The organism is Kordia sp. (assembly GCF_965224175.1).
Lineage (GTDB): Bacteria > Bacteroidota > Bacteroidia > Flavobacteriales > Flavobacteriaceae > Kordia.
The window spans coordinates 2195452-2214133 of record NZ_OZ245041.1 but is presented as its reverse complement, the minus strand read 5'-3'; the positions used below and the strand labels follow the sequence as shown (position 1 = coordinate 2214133).

Here is an 18682-nt window from a genome sequence, read left to right as displayed (position 1 = left end):
AATTTGTTTATTATTGTCACAGAGATTAAAGAATCAATACCTAACTTATCTCTGTCATGAATATAAAACATTTTTTAACGATTATCTTTTGTGTCGGAATACTCTTTTTGTGTAATGGACAAGGATGTGAAATTCCTTTAAATTCCTATAAAGAATACATAAATAGAGTAAAGGAGGCGCATCTAAAAAGTAGTCCTACAGACGGTCGTATTTCGTTACGATTAGCTGGAAATGGCTCTTTTGTAACTATTCTGTTAGGATTTATTCCAGAAGGAACTACAGGTTATGATGATGGTTTTGATGGACCATTTATCAACGAAGGTGCTGCGATAGAATTTTATTCTTTTCTAGGAACTACAAAACTTTCTATACAAGCTTTACCAGAATTAACGAATCTAGATACGCAAGTTCCTTTAGGTTGTGAACTTACTTCAGATGGTATGTATACAATATCAATAGATGCAGAATTTTTAAGCCCAGATTTTGATATTATTCTAGAAGATACACAAGAAAACATATTCACAGATTTACGACAAAGCGGATACACATTTTCTGGCGTTACAGGAGAAATACACAATCGTTTCTACCTTAATTTGGACTATCGTAATACATTAGATATACATGAAACATCGATAGCTTCTAAAGATATAAATGCTTATTTCTCTCAAAATACGCTAAAGTTTGAAACCAATCGTACAGATATTTCAACTATAGAAATCTTCAATATTGTTGGAAAACGAATTATATCTTCTAAATTTTCAAAAGAAATTACAACTAAAAGTTTGACTAACAGAGTCTACATTCTACAATTTACAACGACTTCTGGAGTGAAAATCACCAAAAAAATTGCAAAACAAACACGATAATCTACATTTTATCGATTTTTAATGCATTTTGTCGATTCAAAATAAAAACACTTTTTCCAATTATTCGAATTGCTAGATAATTAAGAATTTTGTCTTGTTGATTTAGTAGAAATAATTTTTTTTCATGATAGTATAATATATGTAACCTACTTGACGCATGATTATGATGTTGATAGCCCTAATTAACTGTATTATAATTAAAATGGATTGGTTGATGTAGATAGAGCCCTTTAAGAATTCCTTAGAGGGTTTTTTTATGACAAAAAATGAAGCTAAAGTATGTAGATTAAGTTAGAAATACCTTTCGTCGAAAAGTTTGTGCATTTAATCGAGAAAACGAATTTTAAATGATTTCAAAAGTAGAAAAAGCTTGCGAAACGATACTTTTGAATCATCAATACAAACTACTTTATCCAAATTTATTTTGGGGTAAAAAATGATTAATAATATGGTAGGTTAGTTTTATTTTTGAATGGTTTGTAAAGATAAAAAAGCCGCTTTTCGAAGCGGCTTTTGTTATTTTTAGAATATATCGTTGTTAGTTATTGAGCAACTTTTTTTGCGCCTTCAATCACTTTTTGCTTCAATCCTTCTTTATACATTAAAATTTTGTCTAGTACACACTTATCAGAGCTTCCAATAATTTGTGCTGCCAAAATTCCTGCGTTTTTAGCGCCATCTAAAGCAACGGTTGCTACAGGAACACCGCCAGGCATCTGTAAAATAGATAATACAGAATCCCAACCATCAATAGAATTTCTAGATTTTACAGGAACTCCAATTACAGGAAGCGGAGACAAAGAAGCCACCATTCCAGGTAAATGAGCTGCACCACCAGCACCAGCAATCACAACACTAATTCCGCGTGTATGTGCATTTTTCCCATAATCAAATAACTTCTCTGGAGTTCTGTGTGCAGAAACAATATCGACTTCAACTTCGATGTCAAATCCTTTCAAAATATCAATTGCTTCTTGCATTACAGGAAGATCACTTGTACTTCCCATAATAATTCCAACTTTTGCCATATTATTTACTAATTACGTTGATTGTTTGTTTTACTGTTGCGGCTACTTTTCGAGCTTCTGTAACATCTTCGTTTACAATAGTTACATGTCCCATCTTACGAAACGGACGTGTTTGCTTCTTTCCGTAAATATGCGGAGTTACACCTTCCAATTGCATGATTCTTTCAATGTTTTCATACACAACATCTCCAGTATGTCCTTCTGCGCCAACTAAGTTTACCATAATTCCAGCCACTTTACTTGCTGTATTTCCTAACGGAAGATTCAAAATTGCGCGAATATGCTGTTCAAATTGATCTGTATAACTAGCTTCAATACTGTAATGTCCGCTATTATGTGGTCTTGGAGCTACTTCATTTACTAAAATTTCATCGTCTTGCGTTTGAAACAACTCAACTGCCAAAATTCCTGTGTGTTGCAATGCTTCCGAAACTTGTAAGGCTACTTTTTTAGCTTTCGCTTGAATATCCTCAGAAATTCTTGCTGGGCAAATTACATATTCTACTTGGTTGGCTTCTGGATGAAACTCCATTTCTACAACAGGATATGTTTTTATCTCGCCAGAAACATTTCTAGCGACAATCACTGCGAGTTCATTTTTAAAATCAACCAACTCTTCACACATGCATTCTACGTTTGGCAAACTGTTTAAATCTTCAATGGTGCGAACTACTTTTACGCCAGTTCCATCATAACCAAATTGTGTGCTTTTCCACACAAACGGAATTGAAATCACTTCATTCTCTACACTGTGCATCAATTCTTCTAACGACATATAAATTGAAAAAGGAGCCGTTGGAATACCATGTTTCTGATAAAAAAGCTTCTGAATTCCCTTATTCTGAATTGTTCGTAGCGTTTTTGCAGATGGATATACATGCACACCTTCATCTTCTAACTTTTGTAAAGCATCAACGTTTACATGTTCTATTTCGAAGGTTAAGACATCTACATTCTTACCAAAATTATACACTGTATCAAAATCCATCAAATCGCCTTGATGAAAATCATTACAAGCTATTTTGCAAGGCACTTCAGCACTTGGATCTAAAACAGAAGTATACACATCAAACTTGCGTGTGGTATAAAGTAGCATTTTTCCTAACTGGCCGCCACCTAGAATTCCTAATTTAAAATTAGAGGAGAAATAATTCATGGGATTCATATTTTGTACAAAAGTACAAATCTAAAATGGTAAAAGTAAACTCGTTAAACGTTATTCATAAATCAATTTGTATCTTTGCACCTTTCAAAATGATAAAGTATCATAATTTAGAAGACATCAACAGATAAAAGGAAGCTTTTAAAACATTAAAACTAAAGGTGTATTTTTATCAAAAACATAGTTAAAACGTGATTAAATTACACGATAAATATTTCAAGAAATTCATCTCTGAAACTCAAATTCAGGAAGCTGTCGCTAGAATGGCTTCAGAAATGGCAGAAGATTTAAAAGATAAACAGCCTATTTTTATTGGAATCTTGAATGGTGTTTTTATGTTTTTCTCAGATTTTATGAAAGTCTATCCATATTCTTGTGAGATGAGCTTTATAAAACTATCTTCTTATCATGGAACCTCTTCTTCAGGTGACATTAAAGAATTGATCGGACTTTCACAAAATATAGAAGGAAGAACAGTTGTAGTCTTAGAAGATATTATTGATACAGGAAATACCTTAGACGAATTACACAAAATATTCAAAGCAAAAAAAGTAAAGGATTTTAAAATTGGAACTTTATTTTTTAAGCCAGAAGCATATCAACAACAACACAAAATAGATTATATCGGGATGGAAATTCCTAACAAATTCATTGTCGGTTACGGATTGGACTATGATGAATTGGGAAGAAATCTACCCGAAGTTTATCAATTACATACACACAACATGATTAATTTAATTTTATTCGGAAAGCCAGGTGCTGGAAAAGGAACACAAGCAAATTTCTTAAAAGAAAAATACAACTTAGTACATATTTCTACAGGAGACGTTTTTAGATACAACATTAAAAACGGAACAGAATTAGGTCTATTAGCTAAGTCGTTTATGGATAAAGGAGATTTAGTTCCTGATGAAGTAACGATCAATATGTTACAAGCGGAAGTAGAGAAAAACCCAGAAGCAAAAGGATTTATCTTTGATGGTTTCCCAAGAACCACAGCACAAGCAGAAGCACTAGATAATTTCCTAGCTACAAAAGATATGGGAATTTCTGCAACAGTTGCATTAGAAGCTGACGAAGAAATTTTAACACAACGTCTATTAGAGCGTGGAAAAGATAGTGGTCGTGCAGATGATCAAGATGAAGAAAAAATTAGAAATCGTTTTGATGAGTACAATCAAAAAACAGCTCCATTAATTGACTATTATACAAAACAAAATAAGTTTCATAATGTAAACGGTATTGGAACAATTGAAGAAATTACCGTACGCTTAAGTACAGTTATCGATGCTCTATAACAAAGAAATATACATACAAAAACTCACAGAAGAATTAGCGCCACTACAACAACAAATAGTGGCACATTCTTTATATAATAAAGTGAATTCCGTACCTGCGTTAAATACATTTATGGAATATCATGTGTTTGCTGTATTTGATTTTATGTCCTTGTTAAAAGCATTACAAATACACTTAACACAAACGCAATTACCTTGGATTCCAAAAGGAAATCCTGTTACAAGACGCTTTATCAATGAAATTGTATTTGGCGAAGAAAGTGATATTGACAAAAATGGAAAACCATTGAGTCATTACGAAATGTATGTAGAAGCTATGGAAGTTTCTGGGGCAACTACAACAACTATTGAAGCCTGTATCAAGCATATTTCAGAAGGAAAAACCATTGCGGAGAGTTTGATCGCGGTAAATGCGCCAAAAGCTGTACAAGATTTTGTAAACTTTACATTTTCTATCATAGAAACACAAGAAGTACACAAAATTGCAGCGGTATTTACATTTGGTAGAGAAGACCTAATTCCAAATATGTTTCTGGAAATGGTCAAAGGAATTGATCAAGAAAGTATGAATGTCAATCTAGATAAGTTTATCTATTATTTAGAAAGACATATTGAACTTGATGGCGATGAACATGGCCCACTTGCTTTACAAATGATACAAGAACTTTGTGGCTCAGATGTTCAAAAATGGCAAGATTGTATTACGGTAAGCAAACAAGCATTACAACACAGAATTGCTCTCTGGAGTGCAATTGAACACAAAATAGAAGTACCTTCGCAGCGTGAATTCGCTTAGCGACTAAAATAAAGATACAATGACTGATGGAAATTTTGTAGACTATGTAAAAATGCACCTTTCTTCTGGAAATGGAGGAAAAGGTTCTATGCACTTATTACGTGAAAAGTACAATGCGAAAGGCGGACCAGATGGAGGTGATGGTGGACGTGGCGGACATATTATTGTACGTGGAAACCAAAACTTATGGACGTTGTTTCACTTTAAGCTAAAGAGACATCACAAAGCAGAACATGGATCTCACGGAAGCGGAAACAGAAGTACTGGAGCTGATGGGCAAGATGTGTATTTGGATGTGCCACTTGGAACAGTAATTCGAGATACGGAAACAAACAATATAATTCTTGAAATCACAGAACATGGAGAAGAAAGAATTATTGCAAAAGGAGGAAAAGGTGGACGTGGAAACTGGCATTTCAAATCGTCAACAAATCAAACGCCACGTTATGCACAACCAGGAATTCCAGGTGAAGAAATAGATGTGATTTTTGAATTGAAAGTCTTGGCAGATGTTGGTTTGGTAGGATTTCCAAATGCTGGAAAATCAACGTTACTTTCTGTAATTACTTCTGCAAAACCAAAAATTGGTGATTATGAGTTTACAACGCTAAAGCCAAACTTAGGGATTGTAGAATACAGAGATTACAAATCGTTTGTAATGGCTGATATTCCTGGAATCATTGAAGGTGCTTCTGAAGGAAAAGGCTTAGGACATTATTTTTTACGCCACATAGAACGTAACTCAACATTATTGTTTTTAATTCCTGCTGATAGTGCAGATATTTCTAAAGAATACGACATTCTAATCAACGAACTGAAAAAGTACAATCCAGAGATGTTAGATAAAGAACGCTTCATTGCGATTTCAAAATCTGACATGTTAGATGAAGAATTGATGGTAGAAATGCGCGAAGAACTCGATAAAGATTTAAACGTTCCATATATGTTTATCTCTTCTGTGGCACAACAAGGTATCATGGAGTTAAAAGATAAACTCTGGGAAATGTTAAACAACTAATAAAAAGCGACGTCAACGTCGCTTTTTTTGTATCTTTTTTTCAGAAATCATCAATCATCATGAAAAAAATATTCCTTTTAGTACTGTTATTCAGTATTCAGTTTTCTGTTGCTCAAGAAAATGAACGTGTTTCCACAGTAGACTTTGTTCAAATCATAAACGGAAATAGAGCAGAGGCGATGTATTATTATCAGCATAACTGGAAAGTATTGCGTCAAATGGCAATAGCGAAAAAGTATATTGAATCTTTTGAAATTATGGAAACAACCTATTCTGAAGAAGCGCCATTTCATCTCATGTTAATTACTACGTATTCAAGTAAAACACAATACGAGCAGCGTGAAAAACATTTTCAAGAACTCATCAAAGCAAAAGGAAAGCTCGAATTGCTAAATGATAAAAAACCAACCAAGTTTCGTAAAAATTTGTTTCACAAAGAAAATGTAATGCATCAATCGAAAGAAATAGCTGTACGGAAAAACAAATAACAAAGTTTAAATGTTAAGTTATACATGTTGAATTTTAAATTATAATCATAGTAAAGTCTGAGAAAGCTAGGTTAGCTGATAAAAAAATCAGAGAAATTTAAAATGTAAAACGTTAAATATTAAATGTAAAAGTATTTTCAAATAACAAATAACAAATAACAAATAACAAATAACAAATAACAAATAACAAATAATAAATAATAAAGTTAAAATGTTAAGTTATACATGTTGAATTTTAAATTATAATCATAGTAAAGTCTGAGAAAGCTAGGTTAGCTGATAAAAAAATCAGAGAAATTTAAAATGTAAAACGTTAAATATTAAATGTAAAAGTATTTTTTAAACACCAAACACCAAACACCAAACACCAAACACCAAACACCAAACACCAAACACCAAACACCAAACACCAAACACCAAACACCAAACACAAAAAATGACAACACCAACATTATTCGTTTACGGCGGACAAGTCAATCAAGACTTTGTAAAATATACAGCACAACTTACAGGAAAAAAGAAGCCTCGTATTTGCTTTTTGCCAACTGCTACAGGCGATGCACCTTGGTATATAGAATATTGGTATGAACTCTGTCACAATATCGAAGTAGAACCACATGTTATGAAAATATGGATAAGTTCTAGTTCACAAGATTGGTCGTTTGAAGACTATTTATTGCAAATGGACGCCATTATTATTGGTGGCGGAAATACTTTAAATATGATGACTTTACTCAAAGCGCATGAAATTGATAAAGCATTGATGAAAGCTTACAAAAACGGAATTGTTTTGGCAGGCGGAAGTGCAGGTTCATTGTGTTGGTTTAATGGAGGATTTACAGATTCAAGACCTAAAGAACTCACTTTTGTAGAAGGTTTCAATTTCTTACCATTCAGTCATTGTCCACATTACCATTCGGAAGCATCACGTCGTCCGTTATTTCATCATAATATTGGCAATGGAATTTTAACTGATGGTTATGCTTGTGATGATTTGTCTGGAATTGTATTTGAGAATGGAAAACCTGTCAAAGCAATGTCGATAAACGAAAACAATCATTCGTATTATGTCTATAAAAAAGACGATCAAGTGATTGAAGAACGTTTGGAATCGGAGATTTTCGAGTAGTTTTTCCAGTCCGTTTTTCTAAACGTCACTTTGATTTCTATAACAAATACAAATAACTTTAGTAGAAAAATAAATATCTAGCATATTGCTAATTGCACTTAAAGATATTCGTGTATTCGTGGTGAATGTTTTTATTCTCTAGAAGCTTTTTATATATGATTTTTTTGTCACGAATTCACGAATAGTGTTCTGTTAATAATTGACTTTATAAATATGTACACGAATAGTCTTGCATATCAAGTGATGTTTTGATTCTAAACGTCACTTCGATTTCTATGACAAATACAAATAACTTTAATGGAAAAATAAATATCTAGCATATTGCTAATTGTACTTAAAGATATTCGTGTATTCGTGATGAACGTTTTGATTCCCTAGAAGCTTTTTATAGATCATTTTTTTTGTCACGAATTCACGAATAGTGTTCTATCAATAAATAACTTTATAAATATGTACACGAATAGTCTTGCATATCAAGTGATGTTTTGATTCTAAACGTCACTTCGAGTGAATTTGTGTAGCAAATTAGTATCGAGAAGTGCTTTGATATAATTAAATTTAACTTCGAATCACTTTCTTAGTTTCTAACGGAAGTCCATCAGCATTCATGCGAATCAAATATAAACCTTTTGGTTGTTTTGAAAGATCAATCGCTGGAATTTTTGAAAGATTAGAATGTGTATTTGATTGTACTAATTGACCGTTCATTGTATAGACTTCCACAGTAAGTGTTGTAAAATCACCATTCAGCTGTAGCTGAAACATTCCGTTAGCAGAAGGATTTGGGAAAAGCGTAGTCTTCATAGGAATATACGTTTCGGTCATGTAAATAACCTTATAATCAAATCCGCAACCTATAGTACGATTGTAATCTTCTGAAACAATAATTGCTGCATCTAAAGCTTCTGCGCTACTTTTTAGTGTGATAGAGACTTCTTTTTCATCTGAAATAACAATGCTTCTCGTTTCAAAACCTAAATAAGAAATTTCCAAAGCACTGATTTTCTCAAGATCCATTGAAAATTGACCTTTCTCGTTGGTAATCGTTCCCTTTTTAGAATCTTTTACAATCACATTTGCGTTTGCTAATACGTTATTGGCTTCATCATATACAGTTCCAGTAATTGTATGTTTCTGTGCAAAGCAACACATAGAAAAGCTTAAAAATAATCCGAATAGTAAAGTTAATTTCATAGATAGTGGATTTGTGATTTCCTTAAAAGATGGAATCCGTTTTTGGTTTTATTGTGAATCAAAACTATTGTATCTTTCCTTCTAATAAAACAAGAAATACGCGAACGTTCCTTTTTAATGAGTGAACTTCTCTTTTTATAAAAATACTAGCTTTTATGCAACCAATTTTACAAACTGAAACTACAAAACTGAGTATTGTTTGGGATGAATCTTGCGGAATCATCAATCAAATAAAAAATGCTGAAACCATAGAAGGTGTTGCAACTCACATTGAAGGAGAAGTATTTTTTTATCAATATGGATTAGACATTCCGTTTAACGGTGAAGAACGTGAAGTTTTTGATGTTGGAGATGTTGTGTATTGGCGATCGCAAACTGACGATACTAAGTTTGGAATTTTGTTTATGTATGGAAATACAACTTACGGAGACGCAACAAAACCACGCACTTCAAGTCCGGGAATAAAAATTGGACATGTTGTGAACTATGAAGCTATTCACCAGATACAGACAGGCGAGAAAGTACAGTTAGGATAACTTATGTAATACATTGATACATCTTTGCGAAAATTTCATAGAAACTTGTGGCAATCTGTTCGTTTCGAATGCTATTTTGTGTATGAATTAGTAACAGATTACTTCGTCGTAATGACGGTTTGTAAAACGTCACTTCGAGTGATTTTCGATAGAAAATTGTATCGAGAAGTACTTTGAATATCAATCGTTTCATAACAGATCTCGATACAACGAATCATAGATTCGCCACTCGATCAGACGCTTAGATTTTATAACTCACTTTAGAAACGTCGTTGGAAAATTTGTGGCAATTTGTTTGTTTCAAACGCTATTTTGCGTATAAAGTAGAAACAGATTACTTCGTCATAATGACGATTCGTACTTTGAAATAGACAAACAAACAAATCCACAAAAAACAAATAAACCAATCTAAACCTATTCCACTACAATTCGAACACCTTTAGTATGACTTCGAAACGCTGGTGCATACATACTTTCTATGGTTGTAATTCCGTTAGAAAAATCTCCAATATTGTTCACGCGCAATTCGTATTCTAAAATGAAAACACCTTCAGGAATACGGTCAAAAAAGAAATTGCTGCTTGCATCTCTTGTACTTTCAAAATAACCAACGCCATCTTGCCATTTGTAATTAGAAAGTACATTTACAGGCTCCAAACCTGCGGCGCGCATATCTTTTAAATGAATAAACTCAATGTCTTTTTCATTCTCAATTGTTAAGCGAACCGTGATCAAATCGCCAATTTTTAAAGAACGATTTTTCAGCGGAACCAATATTTCTTCTGTTCCTTTTTTCTCTTTGACATACAATTCTTTTCTAACTTCTAAAGAAGTTTCATCATTTTTAGTAATGTTATCGAGATCTTCAAAATATTGCCAGTATGCAGCACCAAATCCTGTTGTTTTTCCGTTGTTTTTAATAGAAATAGTAGCTTTTTCCTTTGTTACCTCATCTTTGTTCCAAGAAGTTTTAAAATAGCCTGTGCCAGCTTCTTTTGCGGTTTCTTCAAGTTTCTTTGTTTTGATTTTTTCAGCACTAACGCTAATTACTGTATTGTCTTTGATAGATACGAATTGCTTCGGATTTAATAATAAAGCATAAATTGCTTTTGTTGTTGCTTTCGTCGTTGCCCATTGCGAGCGTTGTTTTTGTTGCAATAACCATAACTGTAACTCCTGAACCAACTTTTCATCTTTGGTAATTTCTGCAAATGCTTCAATAAGTAAAGCATGCGTTTCTACAGCGTGCGCGTTGTAATAACGACGATCTGTAACTTCTTTCCAGTACATTCCATTTTCTTTTGATATTACAGCAGATTCTTCCAAAGATTCCATGATTTTTTTAGCTTCTTTTCGTTGTCCCATGCGTGCTAACGAAAGTGCTACCATGGCTTTTTCTTCTATAGATAAATTCAACCAATCTTTTTGCAAACCTTCTAAGTAAAATTCCATTGCCTTCTTCACTTTTTTTGGAATCTCCATAACTTCAGGTACCATACTTCGGGTATATAAATAGCGTATTTGTTGCTTGTATTTATAGTTATTTGGTTCTTTTAATAAATTTGAATGTGCAATTAAAAAACGATCGTCAGCATACTGAAAAGCACGATCTATCGTACGATATGCATGGCTATCTTTTTTGTAAGCAATCGCTTTTAATTTTAGTAATTGTGCAAAACTTTGCAGAATATGAAGCGTGATATATGAATTTTCTCGCCCACCAGCAAACCAAGGAAATCCGCCAGATTTTGCTTGTAACTCTTCAATTTTAAGCCACATTTCCGATTGCATATTTTCCATAGCTTTTTCATCAAAGAGCTTAGCCAATTGCTGTTTCTTTTCCGTTTCAGAAACGGCATCGCGCGCCCAAGGAGTTTCTGCAATGAGTAAGGATTTTAACTCCGGATTTTTCTCTAAATCAGAAGTAAGTTGTCCGTTTGCTTTCCACGACTCAAAAACTTCTTTAATCTTAGGAGAACTCTGCAAAATATGTGCGGCAATAATATTGGCATACAAACGCGAGAAACTTTGTTCTGCACATTCATACGGATATTCCATTAAATACGGCAATGACTGAATGGCGTTCCAGGCTGGATTTGACGTGTATTCTAGCGTTAATTTATGTTGCTTCAAGCTTGTACTAGTGTTATTGGCAAGTTTACTGAATGTAATTTCTTTTTCTTCACCAGCTTTTACTAGAATAGGTTTTGCTTCCGTGATAAGAATACTGTTTTTTAATACTGGCAAAGCACTTTCTTCTCCATCAGAGAAATTGCCGGCTTTAGCAATTACTTTATATTGAATTGCTTCTAAACCTTCAGGAATATAGAGTTTCCATGATACATTTGTATTTCCTCTAGCATCTACCGTAAATGCTTTGTTTTTTTCTTCTAAATGTACTTTTGCATCAATAGGTTCCATCGTGTATGCATTGTACAAACGAAGTGACGTAATTCCTTTGATCTTTTTTGATTGTAGATTAACCACTTTTGCAGCAATCACAATTGTATCTTTTTCACGTAAAAAACGCGGCATATTTGGTACAACCATTAATTCTTTTTGCGTGATGGCATTTTTTTCAATATGACCATACATACCATTTTTTTGATGTGCTAACATTTGAAACTTCCAGCGTGTCAACGATTCTGGTGCTTCAAACTCTATTGACACATTTCCTTCGGAATCTGTTCGTAAATGCGGATAGAAAAAAGCTGTTTCTTTCAAATTTTTGCGTGTTTCCACAGTAGCAATATCTTCTTCGGTTAAACCAACTGTAACTTCCATTCCGTTGATAGTTTCTGTGCGCGTTCCGTATTTCGTATCTACAATCACAACACCGCCAGCACCACGACTTCCATACAAAGCAGTTGCTTCATCAGCTTTAAAAACTTTAAGCGAAGTAATGTTTTCACTATTTAAGCTTCTAAATACATTTTGATTTACAGGAACACCATCCACTACAAACAGTGGTTCTATGTCACCTTTTAACGAATTACGTCCTCTGATGACAATGACACCGTTTTCTCCTGTAGCGCCGTTTGCAGTATTTACCGAAATTCCTGCAGAAACACCTTGTAGCATCTGATCTAAAGTGCCAATGGGTATATTTTTAATAGATTCGCCATTGACAGTTGTTACTGCATATCTTAAACTTGCTTTTTGCGAAGAATTACCATAGCCAACCACAATGACTTCAGTGAGTTGTTGTTCATCTAGTTGTAAACTTGTGTTGATATTACTTCTGTTTCCAACAGTAATTTTTGCGGTTTTATATCCTATGTAGCTAATTTCTAAAACATCGCTGGTTTTTGCATTGATTCTGTACATACCATCAAAATCAGTTGTGACACCTTTAGAAGTTCCTTTGATGATGACATTAGCTGCAGGCAATGGTAATCCAGTATCGTCAAATACAAATCCAGTAATGTTTCCTGTGTATGTAGGTTTGTCTTTTATAGATTTTTCTTTTTTGAGTTTTTGCAGATATTGATGATTTGTATTGTACAGATTTTCAAAACTCAATCCAAACCATTTGAATTTGAGATAGTTTCTAAAGTTTGGTATCGTGAAATGCGTAACTAGGTTGTAAACTTCTTTGGATTGTGTGTTCTGGAAAAAGTTACTTTCCACATATGGCGTATAGTACTGATTGTTGTAAAAATAATTAAAATCGGTATTCCAAGCATGTGGTCTAAATTGATCAAGAGATTCATCATACATAGAAGCCAAAACTTCTGCGTTGCTTCCTTTTTGCTCTAGATCGAAGATTTTGAATTGCCATTTTTCTTTTTGACCTGGCTGTAATTTATTACGGAATGTCGCTGTTTTTATGGTTAAGAATTTGTTTCTTTCATATAGTCTGAATGAAAATTTATCTTTGTAAAAACTATTGAATTTGGTATACATCATACGTATTGTAAGTTGTTCTGTATACTTTTTATCAATTGGAATTTTGACAATTTTAGAACCCTTTTCAATCGTAACTAATTGCTTTTGTATTAGTTTTTCTTTGTGAAACATATGTAAAATTACATTCAGTGTATCATCGCGCAAAGCGGTAGAAAGTTTCAATTTTACAAATCCGTCATTTTTATAATCACTATTGAGTACTGTATATTCAAACAGCTTATTGCCTGTTGCGTACATATCTGTTGGATCTGTAAGAATAAAGGTTCTTTTGTCGCGAATGGTATCTTTTGTGTTAGTATCAAAAGATTTGGTTTCCATCGTATACATTCCTGTTTCCCAAGTAGACATATCTAGCGTGAACTTAGCATTGTCTTTAGTGTTAAAAGCCATATCGGCAACTTGCATTCCTTTTTTATTTCCTTCTTGTTGTTCTTTGCTATCGTATATAATATGTGGAAATTGTTCAATAAATGTTTCCTTTGGAATAATTTGAAGTTCTGGAAACCTCCAAGGACGTCTTGTAGTGACTCTTGAAGCATTGGTAAGTTTATATATTTCTACAAATCCATGTGTAATAACAGGAACATAGTTTGCGTCTTTTGCGGACACTGTAACTTGAAAAGGTTTGTTACGATCTCTTTTTGATGGAGCTTCTACAGAAAGATAGAAACTTTTGGAGGCAACCGTTACTGATTTCTCAGCAATTTGTGTTTCGCCATTAATGTCTGTGACTTCCACAGAAACTACATACTTATAAGATCGGATATCTTCTTTGTCAATGTTTGGATCTATTTCTGCGGTAAACGGAATGGTAAAGTTTCCTTTATTGTCTGTTGATACAGTTCTTTCTACAATGGTTTTTGTTTTAGGAATATCACGGTATTTTTTAGATTTTCTGTAATCAATGTTGGTTCGGCGTTCAATGGTATAATTTACGTTGGCATCAGTTACAGCGCTTCCAAGCAATGCTTTTGCTTTTCCAGAAACTTCTACTGCATCATTGAACATAATGTTTTTGGTAAGCGGATTCATGAGCACTTCAAAACGCGGACGTTTGTATTCTTCTACCAGAAAACCAGTTTCTCCTTCTTCAAAATCAAGTACATAATCCCAAAAAGGATGCTCATCTTCTTCGTAATCATCATCTTCATCAACCGTAATACTAAATCGTCCAGTAGCGACATTTTTTGGAATTTTAAACGAATGACTAAACGCGCCAAATTCATTTGTTTTTAGACGCAGTGTTTTTAAATCGGAATCATTGGATTCGATATTTACTTCACAATACACATTGGGCACTACAGAACTGATTCCGTTTTTTTGTTGAATTAGAATAACTTTAAAATGTACCGTTTGCCCAGGACGATATATACTTCGGTCTGTAAAAATAAAAGGTTTGGCTTCCCAGTTTTCAGGCTCATCTTTTGTTGCACTGTAATCATATCCTAAACTTGAATTGTGCGTATATAGTGTGTCATTTTTGTAAATGATATATTTTTCAATTCTTTTACCGCCTTCGCGCTTTCGGATAAGCACATTACCTAAAAGATTGGTATGTGCTTTTTGATTGATGATTTTCTTGTTATCCATCACCTTAATTGTAGCATTGTAGATTGGCTTTCCAGTTTCTCGATCTACAATAGTATGCATTTTGAAAGCTTTCAATTCCGTCACAATTTCAGATAAGTTAGTTTTCTGAAATATATCATAAGCCAATATATCTGCGTTCTTTTCTTTATGAAAACCATCAGAAATAACCAATAAATACCTTCCAATAGGAAGTGAAGGAATACTTATTTCAATAGAATGATCGTAATAATCTTTAGGAATTTTAGTTTCATAGTTTTTTGCAAAAACAGGCGTGTTTCCTTTTATATGAGCAGCAATGATAGAATCACATTTGTTATATTTTACATCTTCCAAAAACGCATGAGAAACTTGATACGCCTTTACATAAAGCGTATCTACATTTCTAAGTTTTATACGTGTTAGCAATGGCTTATTGGCTGTACTATATTCTTGAGTTTCAAACTCAATATTTTTTTGAGTAATCTGTTTTTTTAGGATTTCACATTTTATGCTTCCTTCTGAGTTTGGATATTTTGCCATCATTTTTTCAACAATAGCCAAAGCATTTATACGCAGTTTTTTATAGTCTTCTCGCGAGCGTGAATAGTATTTTCCAGATGTATTTGTATTATGAGCTGCCAATTCATATTGAATCAATGCTTCTACAGGATCATTTGTGTAGCTTTTTGCGAATCTTTCTAAAGCTTCTTTGTATAGTAAGTTATGACTATTAAGATTTGTTTGCGAAAAGGCATATTGTAAGCGTTGTAATACAACATCAACAAGTATTTCTTTTTTGTTTTCATACATTTTTTCAAGCTTCTTAAAAAGATGAAAAGCATTTGCTTTGGCAGTAAAATTTTTATCATTTACTTGAAAATCTCGCTTGATAAATGTTGCGGTTGCTGCAAAATCGGCACTCGTAATTTTATAGTTGTCACTATTTCTGTAACTATATGGAATGTTTTTTTTATAAAAATCTAAAGCATTATGAACTAAGATGTCATATAAGCTTGAACGATATTTTATTGTATTCGGTTTTCCTTCTAAAAGCATGCGATACTCTTCCACAGGAATTTGTGTTAAGGTTTTTTCTTTGGCAATGGAATGTTGAAAATGGATATGTATTTGTGATAAAAATGTTTTGACATCCCAGAATTGAACGTCATTAGGAATGGTATCTGATTCAACAATGGAACGTTGACGAAGTTTATATTGATACTTGTCGAAATATTGAGCTAAAAATTGTGCGTAAATATTCTCTAAAACTGCGTTTGTTGGAAACGATTGTTTGTCTATTTCTTTTCTTAGATTTTGTAATACTGTAACTTCTGAATCTTCTGTGAGTAGTAATGAAAACTTAGCACTGTACAACAAACTTTTTATAATTTGGGTTGTGTTTTGTTCCTTATCTGCAGCTTTGTATATGCGTTGCACAAGCTTATTGGCAGAAGCAGGTTTTCCTTTGACTTCAAGTTTTTCTACTTTCTCCCATTTCTTATCATAATTGTACTGTGCCATGCTAAACTGAAAACACATTACTATAAAAAGACTCAATATGGATATTTTCTTCATCGTTTTATTTTATTACAATTGGCATATACAACAAATAACTACAAACCTTGTTAAAGATACAATAACAGATTAGGGAACTCCTATTATGAATTAGGGAACTTCTAATTTTGTTTTCACTGGATATTCTTCTAGTTTTAACAAAGAAAAATAGTTCAGGAATGAATTTAATTGATTGTAATCTAACTTGGAATACAATTTATAATACCACAGATACATGAAAATTATAACAACTCTTTTTATACTGTGCATTACTTTTGGTTTTAGTCAGAACGCTTCTGAAAAAGCACTATATGAAAAAAAACTAAGCGCCATTTTAGATACCATTTGGGAAATGGAACAAACACCATTACGATTGCGCGATGCCGCAATGAAAAACTATGGAGACGATTCAAAAGAATTTAAAAAGTATCAAGAAATATACAGGAAGAATCATGTTATCAATGAACAAAAAGTTACGAAAATGCTTGATACTTATGGTTGGCCAGCTCCAGAAAATAGCGGTCCACGCGGAAACTGGACTATATGCAACGTGATTCAACATAGTGACAATGCTATTCGTGTAAAATATCTTCCGATGATGAAAAAAGCAGTTCAAGATGAAAAATTAGAAGTTCGTTTTTTAGTCAGAGCAGTAGATAGAATTGCTACCGAGAAAGGAGAATTACAAATGTACGGTGGACAGATGAAATATTATCCTGAAACAAAGAGTTTTAATGTGTGGCCAGTATACGATCCTGCAAATATTGATAAACGAAGAGCAGAGATAGGACTCATGCCAATTGCGGAATTTCTTAAAATACGCTTTGATTTTGAATGGAATTTAGAAGAGCAACTTAAAAGAACAGCAGCTTTTAAAGCACAAAAAAATAAAATATAAAGTAATATCTTAGTGACTTGTATGTTAGTATCTTTAAAACTTATGAAAAACTGTCTCACCATATTTTTTGTTCTTGGTTTTGCTTTCGCGAATGTTCACGCGCAGGAGTTTTCAAAACCAACACTTGCATCACCTGAAGCAACTTTCTATGAATATTTAGACAATGAAAATATTTCAGATCCAACAAAATATAAAGGAAATGTAAAAAAAGTGACTCGTACATTTAAAGAATATGGACAAGGCATTGATGCTAGTACTATAGAAAAAACAACTATGTACGTAAATAGAGATAATATTCTTGAAAAAACGATCACACGTACTTATGCATACGGAATAGAAGATACAAAAGATGAAGTTAATCATTTAGAAGAACCAAGTGCTGAGATTAAAAAAGATGGAAAGCTCACTGTAAAAATTATCAAACGTCAACAGCCTGAAGAAGATGAATATCTACCTGAACCAGATATGCAAGGAGACGATCATTACGTGTATAAAAAAGATAGGTTGATAGCATTTTATAACGATAATGACAGTATATCGTATAGGTATGATAAAAAGGACAGATTGATAGAAATCAAGTATTTTGAAAGTTTAATCTCGGAAGAATTTAATGAAGATGACGAATCAACAACATTGTGGCGAAGCCAATTTCAAGACAAAGGACTCGAACGCATTAGCTACAGAAATGATTTGCCTGTTCGAAAAATCATCTATGATAAATTTGGCGAAGTCATTGATATTTATGAAAAAACATATACATATACTGAGGACAAAAAATTAAAGAAATTCGAAACGCTTTACAAACGCTACTTGTTTGATTATTATGTTGATTCTATTGCGATTGATCAACAAAAGTATGCTGAGTTTCCAACAGTAGAAATGAACGACAGCATTCAAAAAGGAACCTTTGTATATTCACCGACAAAAAAAATACAATCGTACAAAAGAACAAAAGGCGAAGAAAATGAAGCATACCAAATTACTTTTGATAAAAATGATCAGTTATATTATGTAGAAGGCATATTAAAATTTTACCAACAAGGAAAATTAGCAACATTGCCTGTTGAGTACGAATACTTATATGATGACAAAGGAAATCCAAGTTCTATAAAATCATTTTACTATGTTGGTGGCGAGAAAATGCTTCATCGAGAAACTACCTTTGACATTGAGTATTATTAAGAGAAAAAAAATACATGTCCAATTTTCGGTTGCTGTACAAAGTGAATCTTAAGTT

At 33.0% G+C, this 18682-nt stretch carries 13 protein-coding genes; 9 read left to right on the top strand and 4 right to left on the bottom strand.

What is annotated here, in order from left to right; genetic code table 11:
- The first annotated feature begins 56 nt into the window (after window positions 1–56).
- A complete protein-coding gene (locus ACOQOS_RS09590; RefSeq protein ID WP_420574747.1) occupies window positions 57–866 on the top strand; it encodes a hypothetical protein in 810 nt (269 codons plus the stop codon).
- A 542-nt stretch (window positions 867–1408) separates the two neighbouring features.
- Here ACOQOS_RS09590 and purE read toward each other — a convergent pair.
- Together purE and ACOQOS_RS09580 are read right to left on the bottom strand one after the other, a co-directional pair.
- Window positions 1409–1894 (bottom strand): 5-(carboxyamino)imidazole ribonucleotide mutase, encoded by a 486-nt coding sequence (gene purE / locus ACOQOS_RS09585; RefSeq protein ID WP_420574746.1) that lies wholly within the window; start codon window positions 1892–1894, stop codon window positions 1409–1411.
- Between the two features lies 1 nt (window position 1895).
- On the bottom strand, window positions 1896–3050 hold the full coding sequence (locus ACOQOS_RS09580; RefSeq protein ID WP_420574745.1) for a 5-(carboxyamino)imidazole ribonucleotide synthase: 1155 nt from the start codon (window positions 3048–3050) through the stop codon (window positions 1896–1898).
- A gap of 197 nt (window positions 3051–3247) precedes the next feature.
- Between ACOQOS_RS09580 and ACOQOS_RS09575 the strand changes: the two genes are divergently transcribed.
- The 5 genes from ACOQOS_RS09575 to ACOQOS_RS09555 all read left to right on the top strand — a co-directional run bounded on the left by ACOQOS_RS09575 (window position 3248) and on the right by ACOQOS_RS09555 (window position 7785).
- Complete coding sequence (locus ACOQOS_RS09575; protein ID WP_420574744.1) at window positions 3248–4354, top strand: adenylate kinase; 1107 nt, start codon at window positions 3248–3250, stop codon at window positions 4352–4354.
- Window positions 4344–5150 carry a DUF3050 domain-containing protein gene (locus tag ACOQOS_RS09570; RefSeq protein WP_420574743.1) on the top strand — a complete coding sequence of 269 codons (807 nt, stop codon included), beginning with the start codon at window positions 4344–4346 and terminating at the stop codon, window positions 5148–5150. Before ACOQOS_RS09575 ends, ACOQOS_RS09570 begins: the two co-directional genes overlap by 11 nt.
- Window positions 5151–5169: 19 nt before the next feature.
- Window positions 5170–6168: a GTPase ObgE gene (gene obgE, locus ACOQOS_RS09565; protein WP_420574742.1), complete on the top strand. Its 999-nt coding sequence runs from the start codon at window positions 5170–5172 to the stop codon at window positions 6166–6168.
- Window positions 6169–6227: 59 nt separating this feature from the next.
- The gene (locus tag ACOQOS_RS09560; RefSeq protein WP_420574741.1) at window positions 6228–6656 is read left to right on the top strand and encodes a hypothetical protein; all 429 of its coding nucleotides are present in this window, start codon (window positions 6228–6230) and stop codon (window positions 6654–6656) included.
- 436 nt (window positions 6657–7092) lie between these two features.
- Window positions 7093–7785 carry a Type 1 glutamine amidotransferase-like domain-containing protein gene (locus ACOQOS_RS09555; protein ID WP_420574740.1) on the top strand — a complete coding sequence of 231 codons (693 nt, stop codon included), beginning with the start codon at window positions 7093–7095 and terminating at the stop codon, window positions 7783–7785.
- Between the two features lie 558 nt (window positions 7786–8343).
- Here ACOQOS_RS09555 and ACOQOS_RS09550 read toward each other — a convergent pair.
- The gene (locus tag ACOQOS_RS09550) at window positions 8344–8979 is read right to left on the bottom strand and encodes a carboxypeptidase-like regulatory domain-containing protein (RefSeq protein ID WP_420574739.1); all 636 of its coding nucleotides are present in this window, start codon (window positions 8977–8979) and stop codon (window positions 8344–8346) included.
- Between the two features lie 155 nt (window positions 8980–9134).
- Here ACOQOS_RS09550 and ACOQOS_RS09545 point away from each other — a divergent pair, with 155 nt between their 5' ends.
- Entirely contained in the window at window positions 9135–9515 is a 381-nt protein-coding gene (locus ACOQOS_RS09545; protein ID WP_420574738.1) for a cyclophilin-like family protein, read from the top strand.
- Window positions 9516–9929: 414 nt separating this feature from the next.
- On the opposite strand, the gene ACOQOS_RS09540 is transcribed toward ACOQOS_RS09545, so the two are convergent.
- Entirely contained in the window at window positions 9930–16568 is a 6639-nt protein-coding gene (locus ACOQOS_RS09540) for an alpha-2-macroglobulin family protein (protein ID WP_420574737.1), read from the bottom strand.
- Between the two features lie 214 nt (window positions 16569–16782).
- On the opposite strand from ACOQOS_RS09540, the gene ACOQOS_RS09535 reads away from it, so the two are divergent.
- Both ACOQOS_RS09535 and ACOQOS_RS09530 read left to right on the top strand, forming a co-directional pair.
- Window positions 16783–17445, top strand: coding sequence for a DUF6624 domain-containing protein (locus ACOQOS_RS09535; RefSeq protein WP_420574736.1), 663 nt, complete (start codon window positions 16783–16785; stop codon window positions 17443–17445).
- A 42-nt stretch (window positions 17446–17487) separates the two neighbouring features.
- Window positions 17488–18627: a hypothetical protein gene (locus ACOQOS_RS09530; protein WP_420574735.1), complete on the top strand. Its 1140-nt coding sequence runs from the start codon at window positions 17488–17490 to the stop codon at window positions 18625–18627.
- The last annotated feature ends 55 nt before the right edge of the window (window positions 18628–18682 follow it).